The sequence below is a fragment of the Streptomyces sp. NPDC050528 genome (assembly GCF_044457795.1).
Taxonomy (GTDB): Bacteria; Actinomycetota; Actinomycetes; order Streptomycetales; family Streptomycetaceae; genus Streptomyces.
In genome coordinates, this window is the sequence record NZ_JBITHH010000008.1 from 24,629 (window position 1) to 41,491 (window position 16,863).

The 16,863-nt window shown below is 71.3% G+C and carries 14 protein-coding genes; 10 read left to right on the top strand and 4 right to left on the bottom strand.

Annotation, left to right across the window (positions count from 1 at the left end; genetic code table 11):
* Positions 1-42 precede the first annotated feature (42 nt).
* Together ACIBK4_RS26805 and ACIBK4_RS26810 are read left to right on the top strand one after the other, a co-directional pair.
* Positions 43-849, top strand: a complete 807-nt coding sequence (locus tag ACIBK4_RS26805; RefSeq protein WP_398998336.1) for a GntR family transcriptional regulator — start codon at positions 43-45, stop codon at positions 847-849.
* 128 nt (positions 850-977) lie between these two features.
* A complete protein-coding gene (locus tag ACIBK4_RS26810; protein ID WP_398998338.1) occupies positions 978-1,238 on the top strand; it encodes a hypothetical protein in 261 nt (86 codons plus the stop codon).
* Position 1,239: 1 nt separating this feature from the next.
* Here the strand turns inward: ACIBK4_RS26810 and ACIBK4_RS26815 are convergent, their stop codons facing one another.
* Together ACIBK4_RS26815 and ACIBK4_RS26820 are read right to left on the bottom strand one after the other, a co-directional pair.
* On the bottom strand, positions 1,240-2,022 hold the full coding sequence (locus ACIBK4_RS26815) for a hypothetical protein (RefSeq protein ID WP_398998340.1): 783 nt from the start codon (positions 2,020-2,022) through the stop codon (positions 1,240-1,242).
* Positions 2,023-2,136: 114 nt separating this feature from the next.
* Positions 2,137-3,810 carry a PucR family transcriptional regulator gene (locus tag ACIBK4_RS26820; protein ID WP_398998342.1) on the bottom strand — a complete coding sequence of 558 codons (1,674 nt, stop codon included), beginning with the start codon at positions 3,808-3,810 and terminating at the stop codon, positions 2,137-2,139.
* A gap of 312 nt (positions 3,811-4,122) precedes the next feature.
* On the opposite strand from ACIBK4_RS26820, the gene ACIBK4_RS26825 reads away from it, so the two are divergent.
* The 5 genes from ACIBK4_RS26825 to ACIBK4_RS26845 all read left to right on the top strand — a co-directional run bounded on the left by ACIBK4_RS26825 (position 4,123) and on the right by ACIBK4_RS26845 (position 10,830).
* On the top strand, positions 4,123-5,022 hold the full coding sequence (locus tag ACIBK4_RS26825) for a xanthine dehydrogenase family protein subunit M (protein ID WP_365303487.1): 900 nt from the start codon (positions 4,123-4,125) through the stop codon (positions 5,020-5,022).
* Positions 5,022-5,606 (top strand): (2Fe-2S)-binding protein, encoded by a 585-nt coding sequence (locus ACIBK4_RS26830; protein ID WP_318019597.1) that lies wholly within the window; start codon positions 5,022-5,024, stop codon positions 5,604-5,606. The genes ACIBK4_RS26825 and ACIBK4_RS26830 overlap by 1 nt, the downstream gene beginning before the upstream one ends.
* Position 5,607: 1 nt before the next feature.
* Positions 5,608-8,013, top strand: a complete 2,406-nt coding sequence (locus ACIBK4_RS26835; RefSeq protein WP_398998345.1) for a xanthine dehydrogenase family protein molybdopterin-binding subunit — start codon at positions 5,608-5,610, stop codon at positions 8,011-8,013.
* A gap of 157 nt (positions 8,014-8,170) precedes the next feature.
* On the top strand, positions 8,171-9,631 hold the full coding sequence (locus ACIBK4_RS26840; protein WP_398998347.1) for an NCS2 family permease: 1,461 nt from the start codon (positions 8,171-8,173) through the stop codon (positions 9,629-9,631).
* Positions 9,632-9,678: 47 nt separating this feature from the next.
* Complete coding sequence (locus ACIBK4_RS26845; RefSeq protein ID WP_398998349.1) at positions 9,679-10,830, top strand: XdhC family protein; 1,152 nt, start codon at positions 9,679-9,681, stop codon at positions 10,828-10,830.
* A gap of 10 nt (positions 10,831-10,840) precedes the next feature.
* On the opposite strand, the gene ACIBK4_RS26850 is transcribed toward ACIBK4_RS26845, so the two are convergent.
* The gene (locus ACIBK4_RS26850) at positions 10,841-13,006 is read right to left on the bottom strand and encodes a PQQ-binding-like beta-propeller repeat protein (protein WP_398998351.1); all 2,166 of its coding nucleotides are present in this window, start codon (positions 13,004-13,006) and stop codon (positions 10,841-10,843) included.
* Between the two features lie 161 nt (positions 13,007-13,167).
* Here ACIBK4_RS26850 and ACIBK4_RS26855 point away from each other — a divergent pair, with 161 nt between their 5' ends.
* The gene (locus ACIBK4_RS26855) at positions 13,168-13,809 is read left to right on the top strand and encodes a LysE family translocator (protein WP_398998353.1); all 642 of its coding nucleotides are present in this window, start codon (positions 13,168-13,170) and stop codon (positions 13,807-13,809) included.
* A gap of 50 nt (positions 13,810-13,859) precedes the next feature.
* Here ACIBK4_RS26855 and ACIBK4_RS26860 read toward each other — a convergent pair whose 3' ends face one another.
* On the bottom strand, positions 13,860-14,300 hold the full coding sequence (locus ACIBK4_RS26860) for an SRPBCC family protein (protein ID WP_398998355.1): 441 nt from the start codon (positions 14,298-14,300) through the stop codon (positions 13,860-13,862).
* Positions 14,301-14,502: 202 nt separating this feature from the next.
* On the opposite strand from ACIBK4_RS26860, the gene ACIBK4_RS26865 reads away from it, so the two are divergent.
* Positions 14,503-15,513, top strand: coding sequence for a DUF2278 family protein (locus ACIBK4_RS26865; protein WP_398999194.1), 1,011 nt, complete (start codon positions 14,503-14,505; stop codon positions 15,511-15,513).
* A gap of 110 nt (positions 15,514-15,623) precedes the next feature.
* Positions 15,624-16,856, top strand: a complete 1,233-nt coding sequence (locus ACIBK4_RS26870) for a cytochrome P450 (protein WP_398998357.1) — start codon at positions 15,624-15,626, stop codon at positions 16,854-16,856.
* The last annotated feature ends 7 nt before the right edge of the window (positions 16,857-16,863 follow it).

A 16,863-nucleotide genomic window follows, 5' to 3' on the forward strand; every position in this document is an offset into this window, starting at 1 on the left:
GCCGTAATGACCCCAAGTACCGACACGTCCGGAGGAGGACCCGTGAAGCAGGGCACGCAGGGCTCCGCCGGTACGGGTGTTCCGGACGCGCCTGCCCGGGGTTCCCGGGTGCCGCCGCAGCAGCGCGCCGCCGACGTGGACCGGAATCGGGATCTCGCGGACGGCACGGGTGATGTGCGCGGTGAGCACACGCACAGCGAGACGCCGATCCCGCGCCCTCGTCAGGTTCTTCAGCGGCCCTCCGTGCGCGGTCAGATACTCGACGCGCTGCGCACCGCGCTCGTCGGCGGGGAGTTGACCCCCGGCGAGGTGTACTCCGCGCCCGCGCTCGGCGACCGGTTCGGCGTCTCCGCCACCCCCGTCCGCGAGGCCATGCAGCAGCTCGCCACCGAGGGTGCCGTCGAGGTCGTACCGAACCGGGGCTTCCGGGTGATCGAGCGGGGCGCCCGCGAACTCGCCGAACTGGCCGAGATCCGCGCCCTGATCGAGGTCCCGGTGATGCTCCGGCTCGCCCGTACCGTGCCCGCCGCCCGCTGGGCCGACCTGCGCCCGCTGGCCGAGGGGACCGTCCGCGCCGCGTCCTCCGGGTGCCGGGCGACGTACGCGGAGTCCGACCGCGCCTTCCACCGCGCGGTGCTCGCCCTCGCCGGCAACGAACAACTCGTCCAGATCGCCGAGGACTTGCACCGCCGCGCCCAGTGGCCGCTGGTCGGCGGTCCGGTCACGCGCGGGCGGGCCGACCTGGTCGCCGACGCGGCCGAACACCTCGCGCTCCTCGACGCGTTGGCCGCGGGGGAGTGGGACGTGGTGCGGTCCCTGGTGCAGGAGCACTTCGCGGGAGCGGCGTGAACTCGAATATGTGACTCCGGTCACGAGCGGGTCCGAGTCCGGCCACTGAGGGCCGCACTTGGAACCCGCCCGACCGGCGGTGACGTGCCCCACGGTGAGAACCGACCGATCCGCGGGGGAGAACGCCGATGTTTCCGAATCCGGGCCAGCAAGCCGCGCAGCGGGGCGCCGAGCAGTCGGCACGCCAGGCGGCACAGGACGGCATGCGCGCCGCCCGGATGGGGGCCCGCCGCAGCCACTCCGGCTCCTCGCGCGGCGGCTTCCTGACCCTCCTCCTGCTCGTCGCCGTAGGGGTGTTGGTCGCCCGCGACCCCGAACTCCGGTCATCCGTCCTGCAGTTCGTCCACCACATCGTGAACGTCGTCCAGAACCGCACCGAAAACCCCTGACCTACGCTGTGGCCGCCCCCGGCGCGGGCACCGCCAACTGCCGTGCCAGCCAGGTCGGTACACCGCCGAGCAGCCGGAAGAGCCGCCGCGCCTCCTCGCGCAGCCGGGACGCCTCCGGCTCGACCTCGGCGTCCGCGAGCGACGCGAGAGCCGGGGCCGTGCCGACGAGGTAGCCCAACTCCTCGCGGATGCGCAGGGATTCGGCGAAGCCGTGGCGGGCCTCCGCCAACTCGCCGTCGCGCAGGGCGAGTCCGGCCAGGTGGCGGTGGGTGAAGGAGAGGAGCAGCGGGTCGGCCTGGTCGGCGGCGGCCGCGTGGGCGCGACGGTACGCGGCTCGCGCGGCCTGCGGTGAGCGGGCCAGGTTCTCCGCGACCAGCCCCCGCCGGAAGTCCAGCAGCGCCCGCCCCGCGCCGTCCGGCGGGATCAGCGCCGCCGCCCGGCCGAGCGCGGCGCGCGCCTCGTCGGCCCGGTCGCGCACCGAGTGCAGTGTGGCCGCGTAGGCGAGGTACCCGCGTTCACAGGCCGCCGCGCCCCGCTCGTCGTCGCTGTGGGCCAGCGCCTCGGCCGTGCGCAGCGCGTCGTCGGCGTCCTCCCAGCCCTGCTCGGTGTAGAGACACCGCTCCACGAGCAGCGCGGTCCGCTGGAGGGCCGGTGCCGCGGTGTCGGGCCGCAACAGCGCCGCCGCGTCGACCCAGCAGGCCCGCGAGCGCAGCCGCCACACCGCGGTCTGGAGGGGATCGTCACCTTCGGTCGTTCCGTGTCCAGACATGGCGGAATGCGCCACGTTGCCCTCCCCGAGCACACCATTGAGCTGTTGAGTGGTGGCATCTCAGCACGGATCGTAGGGCTCGGCCAAGGGGGTGGGTGAAAGAATTCACAAAGTCGTGGGATCTTCCGGTCAGCTCATCCGCAGTGCCAGGAAGAAATCCAGCTTGTCCTCAAGGCGCGAGAGGTCGCGACTCGTCAACTGCTCGATCCTGCCGACCCGGTAGCGCAACGTGTTGACGTGCAGGTGCAGCCGGGTCGCACAGCGCGTCCAGGAACCGTCGCACTCCAGGAACGCCTCCAGTGTCGGAATCAGCTCCGCGCGGTGCCGGCGGTCGTAGTCCCGCAGCGGGTCGAGGAGGCGCGCGGTGAAGGCCCGTCGTACGTCGTCCGGCACGAAGGGCAGGAGGAGGACGTGCGAGGCCAGCTCCTGGTGGCCCGCCGCGCACACCCGGCCGGGGCGTGCCGCCGCCACCCGGCGCGCGTGCCGCGCCTCCTCCAGCGCCCCGCGCAGCCCCTCCGCCGAGTGCACCGCCGCGCTCACCCCGAGCGTGACCCGCCCGTCGTCGTCGAGCCCGGCCGACAGCGGATCCCGTACGGCCGCCAGCAGCACGTCCGCGTGGAGCCCGGACTCGGAGCCGTCGTGCTCCGCCGACACCGCCGGCAGCGGTACGAGCGCGATCGCCTCGTCGCCCGAGTGGGCCACGGCGATCCGGTCGGAGGGCTCGGGGCCCGTCGTCATCGGGTCGACCAGAATCTCCTCAAGGAGGGACTGGGCGACCGGACCCGCCTCGATGTCCGCGCCGTCCCACTCGACCCGGGCCACGACCACCTGCCAGTGCGGGGCCGCCCCGAGCCCGGGCAGCAGGACGGGAGCGGCGACCCGTAGCCGCGCGGCGATCTCGGCCGGTGCGGCGCCCGTCTGGACCAGTTCCAGGACCTCCTGCGCGAGCCGTCTGCGGACCGTGCGCGCCGCGTCCCGCCGGTCCCGCTCGACCGCGATCAGCTGCGTCACGCCCTGCAACAGGTCCAGCCGCTCGTCGGGCCAGTCCCCGGCGTCCGCCTCGACCGCGAGCAGCCAGTCCGAGAGCACCGTCTCGCGCACGTCCCGCGAGCCCTGCGGGGAGCGCCCGCTGCTGCGGATCGGGAAGAGGGAGTACGTCGAGCCGCCCAGCGCCAGCCGGTGCGGTCCCCGGCGGCCCGTGCGGGCGGCGGCCAGGTGCTCGGCGGCCAGCTTGGCGCACACGTCGACGGGCAGGGCAGGACCCGACACCTTCGAACCCGCGATCAGCCGCCCGGTCGGCGACAGCACCCACGCCCGCAGATCCAGGTCGGAGCCGAGCAGATCCAGGACCACGTCCGGGCCGCCGCCCGCCGGACCCGACGTCATCATCCGCCGGTGCCGGTCCACCACGGCCGCGAGATCACCGGCCCGCTCGCCGGACACCTGCCGTACGACATGCTCGGTGATCGTCGCGAACGCCACCGACTCGTTCACCGCGAACAACGGCAGCCGGTGCCGCGCGCAGGCGGCTATCAGGTCGTCCGGGATGGCGCCCAGCTCGGCCTCGCCGGCGGCCATCGCGGCCACCCCGGCGGACACCAGGAGCCGTACGAACGGCTCGGTGTCGGAGGCGTTCCGGCGCCAGGCCAGGCCGGTCAGGACCAGCTCGCCGCCGGAGAGGTAGCGGCTGGGGTCGCGCAGGTCGGTGGTCATCACCCCGCGGACCGTGCGGTCCAGCTCGTCCTCGCCGCCGAGCAGCCGCAGCCCCAGCGCATCGGTGTCCAGAAGTGCGCGCAGCCGCATCGCCGTCGCCGCCGTTCTTTGTCTAGAAAACTACGATGAACCAAGAGGTGCTGTGGGTGCAGGGCCGTGCGGGGCTGTTTCCCACGTTTCCACAGGGAATCGGAGGGGTTACTGATGACCTCCGTTCATATGAATCTACAAGATGCCCGCGCTGGCCAGCCAACTCCTTCATGGTTTCCGTGACTGACCCGCTCCGCGTACCGCGCTGTGTACTGACTCCACGCTGCATTAACAGCACATGAACGAGCCGGACCCGCCGCACACGAACTGGCTTGATCCGTACGACCCACGAGACGAAGAAGAGAGCCGGTCATGGACTTCCTTCGCCCCGCCAGCTGGGAGGAGGCGCTCGCCGCGAAGGCCGAGCACCCCACCGCAGTACCGATCGCGGGCGGCACCGATGTGATGGTCGAGATCAACTTCGACCACCGCAGGCCCGAGTACCTGCTCGACCTGAACCGCATCGGCGACCTCTACGAGTGGGAGGTCGGCGCCGACAGCGTGCGGCTCGGGGCCTCGGTCCCGTACACCCGGATCATGGAGAACCTGCGCGGCGAGCTGCCGGGCCTCTCCCTCGCCTCGCACACGGTCGCCTCGCCGCAGATCCGCAACCGCGGCGGCGTCGGCGGCAACCTCGGCACCGCCTCCCCGGCCGGCGACGCCCACCCCGCGCTCCTCGCGGCCGGCGCCGAGGTCGAGGCCGAGTCGGTGCGCGGCACGCGGCTCATCCCCATCGACGAGTTCTACACCGGCGTGAAGCGCAACGCGCTCGCGCCCGACGAGCTGATCCGCGCCGTCCACATCAAGAAGGCGGACGGCCCGCAGCAGTACTCCAAGGTGGGCACCCGCAACGCCATGGTCATCGCTGTCTGCGCCTTCGGCCTCGCCCTGCACCCCGCCACCCGCACGGTCCGCACCGGCATCGGATCCGCCGCGCCGACCCCCGTCCGGGCGAAGGCCGCCGAGGAATTCCTGAACGCCGCGCTCGACGAGGGCGGCTTCTGGGAGAACGGCAAGATCATCACCCCGTCGGTCGCCAAGCAGTTCGCGGACCTGTGCTCCGCAGCCTGCAACCCGATCGACGACGTCCGGGGCACGGCCAGCTACCGCCGCCACGCGGTCGGCATCATGGCCCGCCGCACCCTGACCTGGACCTGGGAGTCGTACCGCGGCACTGACGGCCGCTCCATCGAGAAGGGGAGTGTCGCCTGATGCGCGTCAATTTCACGGTCAACGGCCGCCCGCAGGAAGCGGACGACGTGTGGGAGGGCGAGAGCCTCCTGTACGTCCTGCGTGAGCGCATGGGGCTGCCCGGCTCCAAGAACGCCTGCGAGCAAGGGGAGTGCGGTTCCTGCACCGTCCGCCTCGACGGCATCCCGGTGTGTTCCTGTCTGGTCGCCGCCGGTCAGGTCGAGGGCCGCGAGGTCGTCACCGTCGAGGGGCTCGCCGACTACGCCAAGCAGCGCGCGGAGCACGGGAGTTGCGCAACGGGCGCCCACGGTACGTCCGTTGACGAGGCCAAGGGCTGGGCGGCGAAGCCGCTCGACTCGCAGACCGGCGAGGGCACGCAACTCGCCCCGATCCAGCAGGCGTTCATCGACGCCGGCGCCGTCCAGTGCGGCTTCTGCACCCCGGGACTCCTCGTCGCCGCCGACGAGATGCTGGAGCACAACCCGACCCCGACCGACGCGGACATCCGCGAGGCGCTCTCGGGCAACCTGTGCCGCTGCACCGGCTACGAGAAGATCATGGACGCGGTACGCCTGGCGGCCGCCCGGCAGGGAGAGGCGGTCTGACATGTCTGGCATCTCCGCAAAAGGCGCCCCCATCGGCACTCCCACCAAGGTCACCCAGGGTTCGCAGACCAAGGGCGGCATCGGCGAGTCCACGCTCCGCCCGGACGGCACCCTCAAGGTCACCGGCGAGTTCGCGTACTCCTCGGACATGTGGCACGAGGACATGCTCTGGGGCCAGATCCTGCGCTCCACGGTCGCGCACGCCGAGATCGTCTCCATCGACACCGTCGAGGCCCTGAAGACCCCGGGCGTCTACGCCGTCATGACCTACGACGACCTGCCGACCGACGTGAAGAACTACGGCCTGGAGATCCAGGACACCCCGGTCCTGGCGCACGGCAAGGTCCGCCATCACGGCGAGCCGGTGGCGATCGTCGCCGCCGACCACCCGGAGACCGCGCGCCGCGCCGCCGCGAAGATCAAGGTGGAGTACCGCGAACTCCCGGTCATCACCGACGAGTTGTCCGCGACCGCGCCGGACGCGATCCTCATCCACGAGGGCCGCGACGACCACCACATCGGCCATGTCCCGCACCCGAACATCGTGCACCGCCAGCCGATCGTGCGCGGCGATGTGGCCGCTGCCCGGGAGCGCGCGGACTTCATCGTCGAGGGCGAGTACACCTTCGGCATGCAGGACCAGGCGTTCCTCGGCCCGGAGTCAGGACTCGCCGTACCCGCCGAGGACGGCGGTGTCGACCTCTACATCGCCACCCAGTGGCTGCACTCCGACCTGCGCCAGATCGCCCCCGTCCTCGGCCTGCCCGAGGACAAGGTCCGCATGACGCTCTCTGGAGTCGGCGGCGCGTTCGGCGGTCGCGAGGACCTGTCGATGCAGATCCACGCCTGCCTGCTGGCCCTGCGCACCGGCAAACCCGTGAAGATCGTCTACAACCGCTTCGAGTCGTTCTTCGGGCACGTCCACCGCCACCCCGCCAAGCTGTACTACGAGCACGGCGCGACGAAGGACGGCAAGCTCACCCACCTCAAGGCCCGGATCGTCCTGGACGGCGGCGCCTACGCGTCGGCCTCCCCGGCGGTCGTGGGAAACGCCTCGTCGCTCGGTGCCGGACCGTACGTCATCGACAACGTCGACATCGAGGCCATCGCGCTCTACACCAACAACCCGCCCTGCGGCGCGATGCGCGGCTTCGGCGCGGTCCAGGCGTGCTTCGCCTACGAGGCCCAGATGGACAAGCTCGCCGACAAGGTGGGCATGGACCGGGTCGCGTTCCGTCAGCTCAACGCGATGGAACAAGGGACGGTCATGCCGACCGGGCAGGTCGTCGACTCGCCCGCCCCGGTCGCCGAACTCCTGCGCCGCGTCAAGGCGATGCCCATGCCGCCCGAGCAGCAGTGGCTCGCGGCCGGAGAGGCCGCCGACGTACGGCAGTTGCCGGGCGGACTGTCCAACACCACGCACGGCGAAGGCGTCGTACGCGGGGTCGGCTACGCGGTCGGCATCAAGAACGTCGGCTTCTCCGAGGGCTTCGACGACTACTCAACGGCCAAGGTCCGTATGGAGGTTGTCGGCGGCGAGGCGGTGGCCACCGTGCACACCGCGATGGCGGAGGTCGGTCAGGGCGGCGTCACTGTCCACGCGCAGATCGCCCGCACCGAGTTGGGCGTCACCCAGGTGACGATCAACCCGGCCGACACACAGGTGGGCAGCGCCGGTTCGACCTCCGCGTCCCGGCAGACGTACGTCACCGGTGGCGCCGTCAAGAACTCCTGCGAGCTGGTCCGCGAGAAGGTCCTGGAGATGGGCCGCCGCAAGCTCGGCACCTATCACCCGGCCTGGGCCACCGCCGAACTCCTGCTGGAGGGCGGCAAGGTGGTCACCGATGCCGGCGAGGTCCTCGCCGATCTGGCCGACGTCCTCGAAGGCGAGTCCGTCGAGATCGAGGCCGAGTGGCGGCACCGGGCGACCGAGCCCTTCGACCTCCGTACCGGACAGGGCTTCGGGCACGTCCAGTACACGTTCGCCGCGCACCGCGCTGTCGTCGAGGTCGACACCGAACTCGGCCTGGTCAAGGTGATCGAGCTGGCCTGCGCGCAGGACGTCGGCAAGGCGCTCAACCCGCTGTCCGTGATCGGCCAGATCCAGGGCGGTACGACCCAGGGTCTCGGCGTCGCGGTCATGGAGGAGATCATCGTCGACCCGAAGACCGCGAAGGTGCGCAACCCCTCCTTCACGGACTACCTCATCCCCACGATCCTCGACACCCCGACCATTCCGGTCGATGTGCTCGAACTCGCCGACGAGCACGCCCCGTACGGGCTCCGCGGCATCGGCGAGGCCCCCACCCTGTCGTCAACTCCGGCCGTACTAGCGGCCATTCGGAACGCGACGGGGCTGGAACTGAACAGGACACCGGTACGCCCGGAGCACCTCACGGGCACGTGATCCTTCGGGGTCCCAACCGGTGACGCCCTGGGGGGAGTTGATCTCCCCTCGGGCCCCCATTGTTCGTCTCGGGCCGTCCCCCGGGTCGTCCATCCCAAATCCCGCGCGCCGCCGAGGCGGCCGACGGGTGCCCCTGTGAACCTTGGGAGATGGCCCCATGACCCAGCAGTCAGTGGAACCCAGGACCGCCGCCGAAGACGCGGGTGAAGGAACCCGCGTCCCGGCCGGCCGGTCCTGGCTCGACCGGTACTTCCACATATCCCGGCGAGGATCGACCGTCGCGCGCGAGGTGCGCGGCGGAGTCACCACCTTCATGGCGATGGCGTACATCCTGCTGCTCAACCCCCTGATCCTGTCCGGCAAGGACGTCGCGGGAGACACGCTCGGCCAGAAAGGCCTGATCACCGCGACCGCGTTCGCAGCGGCCTTCACCACGCTCCTGATGGGCTTCGTCGGCAAGGTGCCCCTCGCCCTCGCCGCCGGACTCTCCGTCTCCGGTGTGCTCTCCTCGCAGGTCGCCCCGCAGATGACCTGGCCGCAGGCGATGGGCATGTGCGTGCTGTACGGCGTGGTCATCATGCTGCTGGTCGTCACCGGCCTGCGCGAGATGATCATGAACGCGATTCCGCTCGCGCTGAAACACGGCATCACGATGGGCATCGGCCTGTTCATCGCGCTCATCGGCTTCTACAAATCCGGCTTCGTGCACCAGGGCAAGGCGACCCCGCTCACCCTGGGCCCGGCGGGTGAACTCGCGGGCTGGCCCGTCCTGTTGTTCGCAGGCACCCTGCTGCTGATCTTCATGCTCCAGGCCCGCAACATGCCCGGCGCCATCCTCATCGGCATCATCACCGGCACGGTCGTCGCCGCGGTCCTGAACGCCGCCGGGGTCATCGACCCCAGGCAGTGGGCCAGCGGCGCCGCCCCCGAACTGCACGGCAGCGCGGTCTCGATGCCGGACTTCTCGCTCTTCGGCGATGTGGAGTTCGGGGGTTGGGGCAAGGTCGGCGCGATGACGGTCGGCATGATCGTCTTCACGCTCGTCCTGGCCGGCTTCTTCGACGCGATGGCCACCATCATCGGCGTCGGCACGGAAGCCCAACTCGCCGACTCCAAGGGCCGGATGCCGGGTCTGTCGAAGGCGCTGTTCATCGACGGCGCCGGCGGCGCGATCGGCGGTGTGGCGGGCGGCTCCGGCCAGACCGTCTTCATCGAGTCGGCGACCGGTGTGGGGGAGGGGGCTCGCACCGGCCTCGCCTCCGTCGTCACCGGGCTGTTCTTCGCCGCCTGTCTCTTCTTCACCCCGGTCACCGCGATCGTCCCGCAGGAGGTCGCGTCCGCCGCCCTCGTCGTCATCGGCTCGATGATGCTGATGAACGCCCGGCACGTGGACTGGGCCGACCGGGCCACCGCAATCCCTGTCTTCCTGACGGTAGTTGTGATGCCGTTCACCTACAGCATCACCGCGGGCGTCTCCGCGGGAGTCATCTCGTACGTCGCCATCAAGGCCGCCCAGGGCAAGGCACGGGAGATCGGCGCCTTCATGTGGGGGCTGACGGTCATCTTCCTCGTGTACTTCGCGCTCAACCCGGTGGAGAGTTGGCTCGGCGTGCACTAGCCGGACCCGAACTGCCCTTCCCCTCAACCCCGTTAGGAGACCGAGAGATGCTGGACATCGCCGAAGAGCTGCACCGGTGGGTCGAGCAGGGCCGCGACTTCGCCGTAGCCACCGTGGTGGCCGTCGGTGGCAGCGCGCCCCGTCAGCCCGGCGCCGCCCTCGCGGTGGACACCGAGGGCACGGCGATCGGCTCGGTCTCCGGGGGCTGTGTGGAAGGCGCGGTCTACGAACTGTGCCAACAGGCCCTCGCGGACGGCGAAACCGTCCTGGAGCGCTTCGGCTACAGCGACGAGGACGCCTTCGCCGTCGGCCTGACCTGCGGCGGAGTCATCGACATCCTCGTCACACCGGTACGGGCCGGCGACCCCGCCCGCCCGGTGATCACCGCCGCCCTCGCGACCGCGACGAGCGGTGGGGCGGCGGCCCTGGCCCGCATCGTCTCCGGCCCAACTCCCTTGCGGGGCCGCGCGATTGTCGTCCACCCCGACGGTTCCTACGACGGCGGGTTCGGCGCCCATCCCGAACTGGACCGCACGGTCGCCGCCGAGGCCGGTGCCTATCTGGACGCGGGCCGCACCGGCACGGTCGAGATCGGCGAGCAGGGCTCCCGCTGCGGCGCCCCGCTCACGGTCCTGGTCGAGTCGTCGGTCCCGCCGCCCCGGATGATCGTGTTCGGCGCGATCGACTTCGCCTCGGCACTGGTCCGCATCGGCAAGTTCCTGAACTACCACGTGACGGTGTGCGACGCCCGCCCCGTCTTCGCCACCCGGACGCGCTTCCCCGACGCCGACGAGATCGTCGTCGAGTGGCCCCACAAGTACCTCGCCCGCACGGACGTCGACGCCCGTACCGTCCTGTGCGTCCTCACCCACGACGCCAAGTTCGACGTACCCCTGCTCCACCTCGCCCTGCGCCTCCCGGTGGCGTACGTCGGCGCGATGGGCTCCCGCCGCACCCACCTCGACCGCAACGAACGCCTGCGCCAAGTCGGCGTCACCGAAATGGAGTTGGCCCGCCTGAGGTCCCCGATCGGGCTCGACCTCGGCGCGCGTACGCCCGAGGAGACGGCCCTGTCGATCGCCGCGGAGATCGTCGCCAACAGGCGTGGCGGCAGCGGCATTTCACTCACCGGGGCGCACACCCCGATCCACCACGACGCGACCTCGCTGCCCGCCGGGCGGATCGGCTCGGTGGCCTGAGCGGTTCGGCTCAGCGCCCCGCGGGCGGTCGTACGGAGAACACCGTGTCGCCCGCCACGGCCACGAGCGCGTCCTTGACCAGCAGGACGTACGGCGGGGTGTCGCCCGTCGAGTCGCCGGGGTTCGACAGCGCGGACGTGCTCCACTCGACGGCGCCGGTGCTCCGGTTCAGGGCGAGCAGACGGCCGAACTGGTTGGAGAAGTAGAGCCTGTTGAACTTCGCGGAGAACACCGGCGTCGACAGGTTCTCGGTGTCCGTCTCCCGCTGCCACAGCCACTTGCCGTCGGATGCGCGCACGGCGGTGACCGTGCCGTTCGGGCGGACGAAGTAGATGACACCCTTGACGAGGGTGGGCGTGCCGCGCGTCGCGCCCGGCAGCGGGACGCGCTCGCCGCCACCGGCGGGCGTCAACTCCTCCAGCGTGGTGTACGGCTGGTCCTCGCCGCTGGCGAAGTAGCCCTCCGCCAGCTTCGGCACCGCGAACAGCAACCGCCCGTCGATCATCCCCAACGGCAGCGCGCCCGTGGGGAGTTGGTCGATCTCCTTCGACGTGCCGGTCTTCGGGTCCAGGCGCAGCAGGCCGACCTCGCCCTTGGAGGGGTCGTCCGCCGGTGTGCACAGGCCGTAGGGGGCGCCGTCCAGCACGGTCGGGGTGCAGGCGTCGCCGACCTTCGACCGCGCCGCGGCGGTCCACAGTTGGTGGCCGGACCTGTCGTAGGCGACGAACCGCGTCGCGTCCGTGTCCATCGCCAGGACGCCGCCGTCGAACAGGACGGCGTTGCGGTCGTCGCTCACCGGGTGCTGCCAGAGCCGGGTGCCGGTCTTCGCGTCCAGGGCGACCAGGCGCCGTGGGTTGAAGGATGGGGAGGAGTCCGGCTTGACGTAGGTGTAGACGCGGCCGTCCCGGACGCCGACGGGACGTGCGGTCTCCGGGCTGGTGCCCGACCGCCAGCCGACCCTGCCGGAGGCGGCGTCGAACGCGGTGACCGTGAAGCCGGTGCCCGCGCAGTACACGGTGCCGCTTCCCGTCGCGCAGCCGGACTCGCCGTAGTCGAGGGGGATGTCCTTCTTGGCGGTGAGCAGGCTCGACCGCCATGCCTTCCAGCCGGCGGGCAGGGTCATCGTGGCGGAGGACGTGGACGCGGCCGGTGTGCCCGTGTCCGTGGTGCGGTCCGACATCCAGTGCAGGGTCGTGAGGCCGAGCGCGGTGACGGCGAGTGCGGTGGCGACGGCGATGACCAACCGCCGGGCCCGGCGCGGGCGTTGGCCGTCGCTCGGGAAGGTCTCCGGAGCGGCGCGGCGGGGGCGTGGCGTTCCCGGGAAGTCCGTCACCGTGGCGGGTTCGGACCTGGATCCGGGCCCGGTCTCGTCCTCGGGCAGGGCCATCAACAGGCCGTGCAGTTGGGCGAGTTGGGGGCGGGCCGCCGCGTCCTTGTCCAGACAGTGCTCGGCGATGCTCCGCAGCGGCTCGGGCACCCCGTCCAACCGGGGCTGCTCATGCATGACTTGATAGCCCGTCAAGTACGGGCTGGCGCCGTCGAAAGGGCGGTTGCCGGTGGCCGCGTAGACGAGGAGCGAGCCGAGCGAGAAGACGTCGGAGGCGGCGGTGACGTCCCGGGGTGCGGCGAACTGCTCCGGGGACATGAAGGGCGGGGTGCCGATCAACCGGCCCGTCACGGTGAGGGTCTGGTTGTCGGCGGCGCGGGAGATGCCGAAGTCGATGACGCGGGGCCCGTCCTCGGCGAGCAGGACGTTGCTGGGCTTCAAGTCCCGGTGCACGACGCCCGCTTGGTGGATGTCCCGCAGCGCCTCGACGAGACCCAGCGCGAGGGTGCGCAGGGCCCGGCCGCGCAACGGGCCGTCCTTCTCGATGGCTTCGGCCAGGGTGCGGCCGGGCACGTAGAGCGTGGCCATCCACGGGAGTTCGGCGTCCGGGTCGGCGTCCACGACGGGGGCGGTGAACGCTCCGCTCACCCGGCGGGCGGCGGCGATCTCCTGCCGGAAGCGGGCGCGGAACTCCTCGTCCAGCGCGTACTGCGCGTGCACGACCTTGACGGCGACCTGCCGTCCCGAAGCCGAGCGCCCGAGGTACACGACACCCATCCCACCGCTGCCGAGCCGGTCGACCAGCGTGTAACCGCCGATCGACTCCGTGTCCCCGGGGCGAAGCGACATGTCGCCGGTCACCTCTCCTGATTCCCGTGCCCGGAAGGGCCGTTCAGAGCCATCACGCTTGGGTCCATCACACTAGGGCGTTCGTTCCCCTTGCCGGGCATCGGGCTCGGGGCACCCGGAAATGAGTTGCGGGCCCGGGGCGCCCCGTCTTCCATGGCCCCATGGTGTCCACCGACCGACTTGTCGCCTTCGCGGCGCTGTCCTTCCTGCTGATCATCGTCCCCGGCCCCAGCGTGCTGTTCGTGATCGGGCGGGCGCTGGCCCACGGCCGCCGGGCCGCGCTGACCACCGTCGTCGGCAACACCCTCGGCGCCTACCTTCTCGTCGTGGCGGTCGCGCTCGGCGTCGGCTCGCTGGTGGAGCGCTCGGTGCTCGTCTTCACGGCACTGAAGCTCGCCGGCGCGGCCTACCTGGTGTTCCTCGGGGTGAAGGCGTGGCGCCAACGCGGGTCGCTGCGGGCCGTGTTCGAGGGCGAGGAGACGGCTCCGCACAGCGGGCTGCGCACCCTGTGGGAGGGGTTCGCCGTCGGGGTGGCCAACCCCAAGACGATCGTGTTCTTCGCCGCCGTACTGCCCCAGTTCGTGGACCGCGAACAGGGCCACGTCACCAGCCAGATGCTGCTGCTCGGCCTGGTCTTCAACATCATCGCCCTGGCCTCCGACAGCGTGTGGGGGCTGGTCGCGTCCACGGCCAGGGACTGGTTCGCACGGTCACCGCGCCGGCTGTCCGCGGTGGGCGGGGTCGGCGGCCTCACGATGATCGGGCTGGGCGTGACGGTCGCGGTGACGGGCCGGAAGGACTGACTCCGTAGGGGGTGACCCCGTAGGGACTGACCCCGTAAGGACTGGCTGCACTACGCCCGTCTCAGCAGCCCGTTCACCGCCCGCCCGAACATCGACCGCGCGGCCCACCGCAGCGGCCGGTCGAAGAAACCCGGCAGGAAGCGGACCGCCAGCTCCTCCTCCCACACCACGCGGCTACGGCCCCCCGGCCCCGGCCGCACCTCGATCTCCGCCCAGCCGGTGACGACCCGCCCCCGCTTCTCCAGCCGGACCAGACCGGGCTCGTCGTCCGTCGGCGGGCGCCACACCGTGACCTCCATCCGGTCGTCGAAACCGAGCGGGCCGAGCCCGGAGCGGGCGACGAACACCGTGCCCTCACGGGTCGGCGGGGGAGTGACCACGGTGACCCGGGTCAGCGGGACGACATCCGCGTGGCGTGGCCACTCCGTCAACCGGCGCCACGCCTCCTCAAGGGGAAGCGGAGCCGTACGTTCGAGACGGAAGTTGACCATGTATGGATCGTAGAGAACGCTTCTTGATCGGCGGTACTTTCACCGGCGGCTCACACCCTTGGCCTAGCGGTTCACAGGTACGGAGACGTACACCGGACGGCCGCCCCGAGTTTCCCCGCGTCCCGGCCGGAGCGGGCGCCTCCCCCCTACCCTTTCCTTCATGGGCGGGCATCCCGCCTGCCCGCAGGGGGAGTTGGTCGTCATGCCACTGAAGGCCTACGGCGTTCTGATCACGCGCGCGGTGGACACGAGGCGCGAGGGCGCCGCCGGTACACCGCACTACCAGATCCATCTGACGGACGACTCGGGCACACATTTCCGAGCCGCGGTCAACGTCCTGTCCGCGGAGCAGCCCTCCGAGCTGCTCTACCTCGTCAACGAGGACTTCCAACACCCGGTCACCGCCCGCCTGGAGGGCCTCCCGAGCGGCTGGAACACCCTGCTGCCCGGACCCGGCGGCCCGAACCTCGACTTCGTGCGCGGCAACCTCTTCGACCCGGCGCAACTCCGCACCCTCCCGCCGGACGCGAGCGGTCCCGACAACGACCTGGCCGACCTCCTCGACCACTACGTACGGCGCGCGGTGGACGACCCGGACGCGCGGCTGTACGTCTTCGGCGAGCGCTTCGGCCCCGAACCGACCGTCAAGGACAAGGTGTTCGGCTTCCTGCCGGGCAACGGCGTCCACGACATCCACATGAACCAGGGCAACAGCCGCCGCTTCAGCGGCGACGACGGGGTCTGGCAGGACGGCGGCCTCCTCGTCCACTTCCCGGCACAGTCCCGCTGGGTCGGCATCTTCCTCGCCTTCCAGAGCCAGTCCTGGCACACCGACGACACCACCGGCCACACCCTGGAGGACACCGACGGTTCGCGCCCCGACCCCGGCAGCCAGCCCGTCCGCGTCGTGGCGGCCCTGGTCAACCCGCGCGGCCCGGCGCCCGAGTCGGAGAGCGTGACGCTGCTCAACGCCTCACCCGACCCGCTCGACCCGACCGGCTGGCGGGTCCGGGACCGCCTTGGCCACTCCTGTGCGGTACCGGCCGGCCTCCTCGCCCCGGGCGCCACCCTGCTCGTCCCGCTCACCGACGGCGTCCAACTCGGCAACCAGGGCGGCGAGATCACCCTCCTCGACGCCAACGGCCTGAAGGTGCACGGCGTTTCGTACACCGCCGACCAGGCCGCACGCGAGGGCTGGACGATCGTGTTCTGACCAACTGGCCCGAACTGCCCGGAAGTTCCCTACCGCAACGGGACACCCGTCCGGCACGATGAGCCCGACCCGCACCGCACCGCATCACGCCATCGGCCGGAGGGTGTCCCGTGGACCGCGAACTGCACGCCAGGCTCGACGACTTGCAGCGCGACCCGTACCCGGCCTACACCCGGGCACGCCAGGCCGAGGGCCTCACCCACCTCGCCGAACTCGACGCCTGGCTCGTCGCCCGGGACACCGACGTTCGCGAAGTCCTGCGCCGCCCCGAGGACTTCTCCTCCTCGATGGCCCTACGGCCCGACGTCCTGCCGGCGCCCGCCGCGCTGGCTGCCCTCGGTGGCGGCTTCGGCGGACGCCCCGTCGTCGTCACGTCGGACGGCGCACAGCATCAGCAGCTGCGCGCACCCATCGTCCGCGGCCTCTCGCCGTCCCGGGTCACGGCCGTCCTGCCCTACGCCGCCGAGCGTGCCGCCGCCCTGGTGGACACGTTCGAGGACGAGCAACGCGAGCACGGACACGTCGAGTTGATGTCCGCGTACGCCAGACGGCTCCCCGGCGAGGTCGTCGGCAGGATCGTCGGCCTCGACCCCGCCGACGTACCCGGAGTCGTCCACGGCGGCCACCGCGCCGAGGAGTTGCTCTTCCGCCCGCTGGAGGAGGGCGAGCAGATCGCCGCGGCGGAGGACGTCGTCGCGATGCAACGCACCCTCGACCGCTACGTACAGGAGCGCCACGCACACCCCGGCCAGGACCTCTGTACGGAACTGATCACGTCGGTGACCGACGAGGGGGACGGCGACCTGACCCTGGAGCACCGGCACCAACTGGTCGCCCATCTCCAGAACTTGCTCATCGCCGGTCACCTCACCACCACCGCGCTCATCGGCACGACGGTCCTGCATCTCCTCCGGCACCGGGACCAGTGGGAGCTGCTCTGCGCCGAGCCCGATCGCATCCCCGCCGCGATCGAGGAGGCGGCCCGCTACGACACCTCGCTGCAGGGCTTCCGCAGGGTCACCACCCGGCCGGTCGTCCTCGCCGGTACCGAACTCCCCGCCGGAGCAACGCTGTTCGTCGCCTTCGGCGCGGCCAACCGCGACGAGGAACGCCACGCACGCGCCGACGTCTTCGACATCACCCGCACCCCGAGCCGCCACCTCGCCTTCGGCTTCGGCGTGCACAGCTGCCCGGGCTCACAGTTGGCCCGCGAACAACTCCGCCTCACCCTGGAGGAGTTGACGACCCGCCTGCCCGGCCTACGGCTCGCGGAGGACCGTCCGGTCACCATGCGGCCGACGATGATCCACCGTTCCCCGTATGCGTTGCACGTGACGTGGTGAGTGAAGG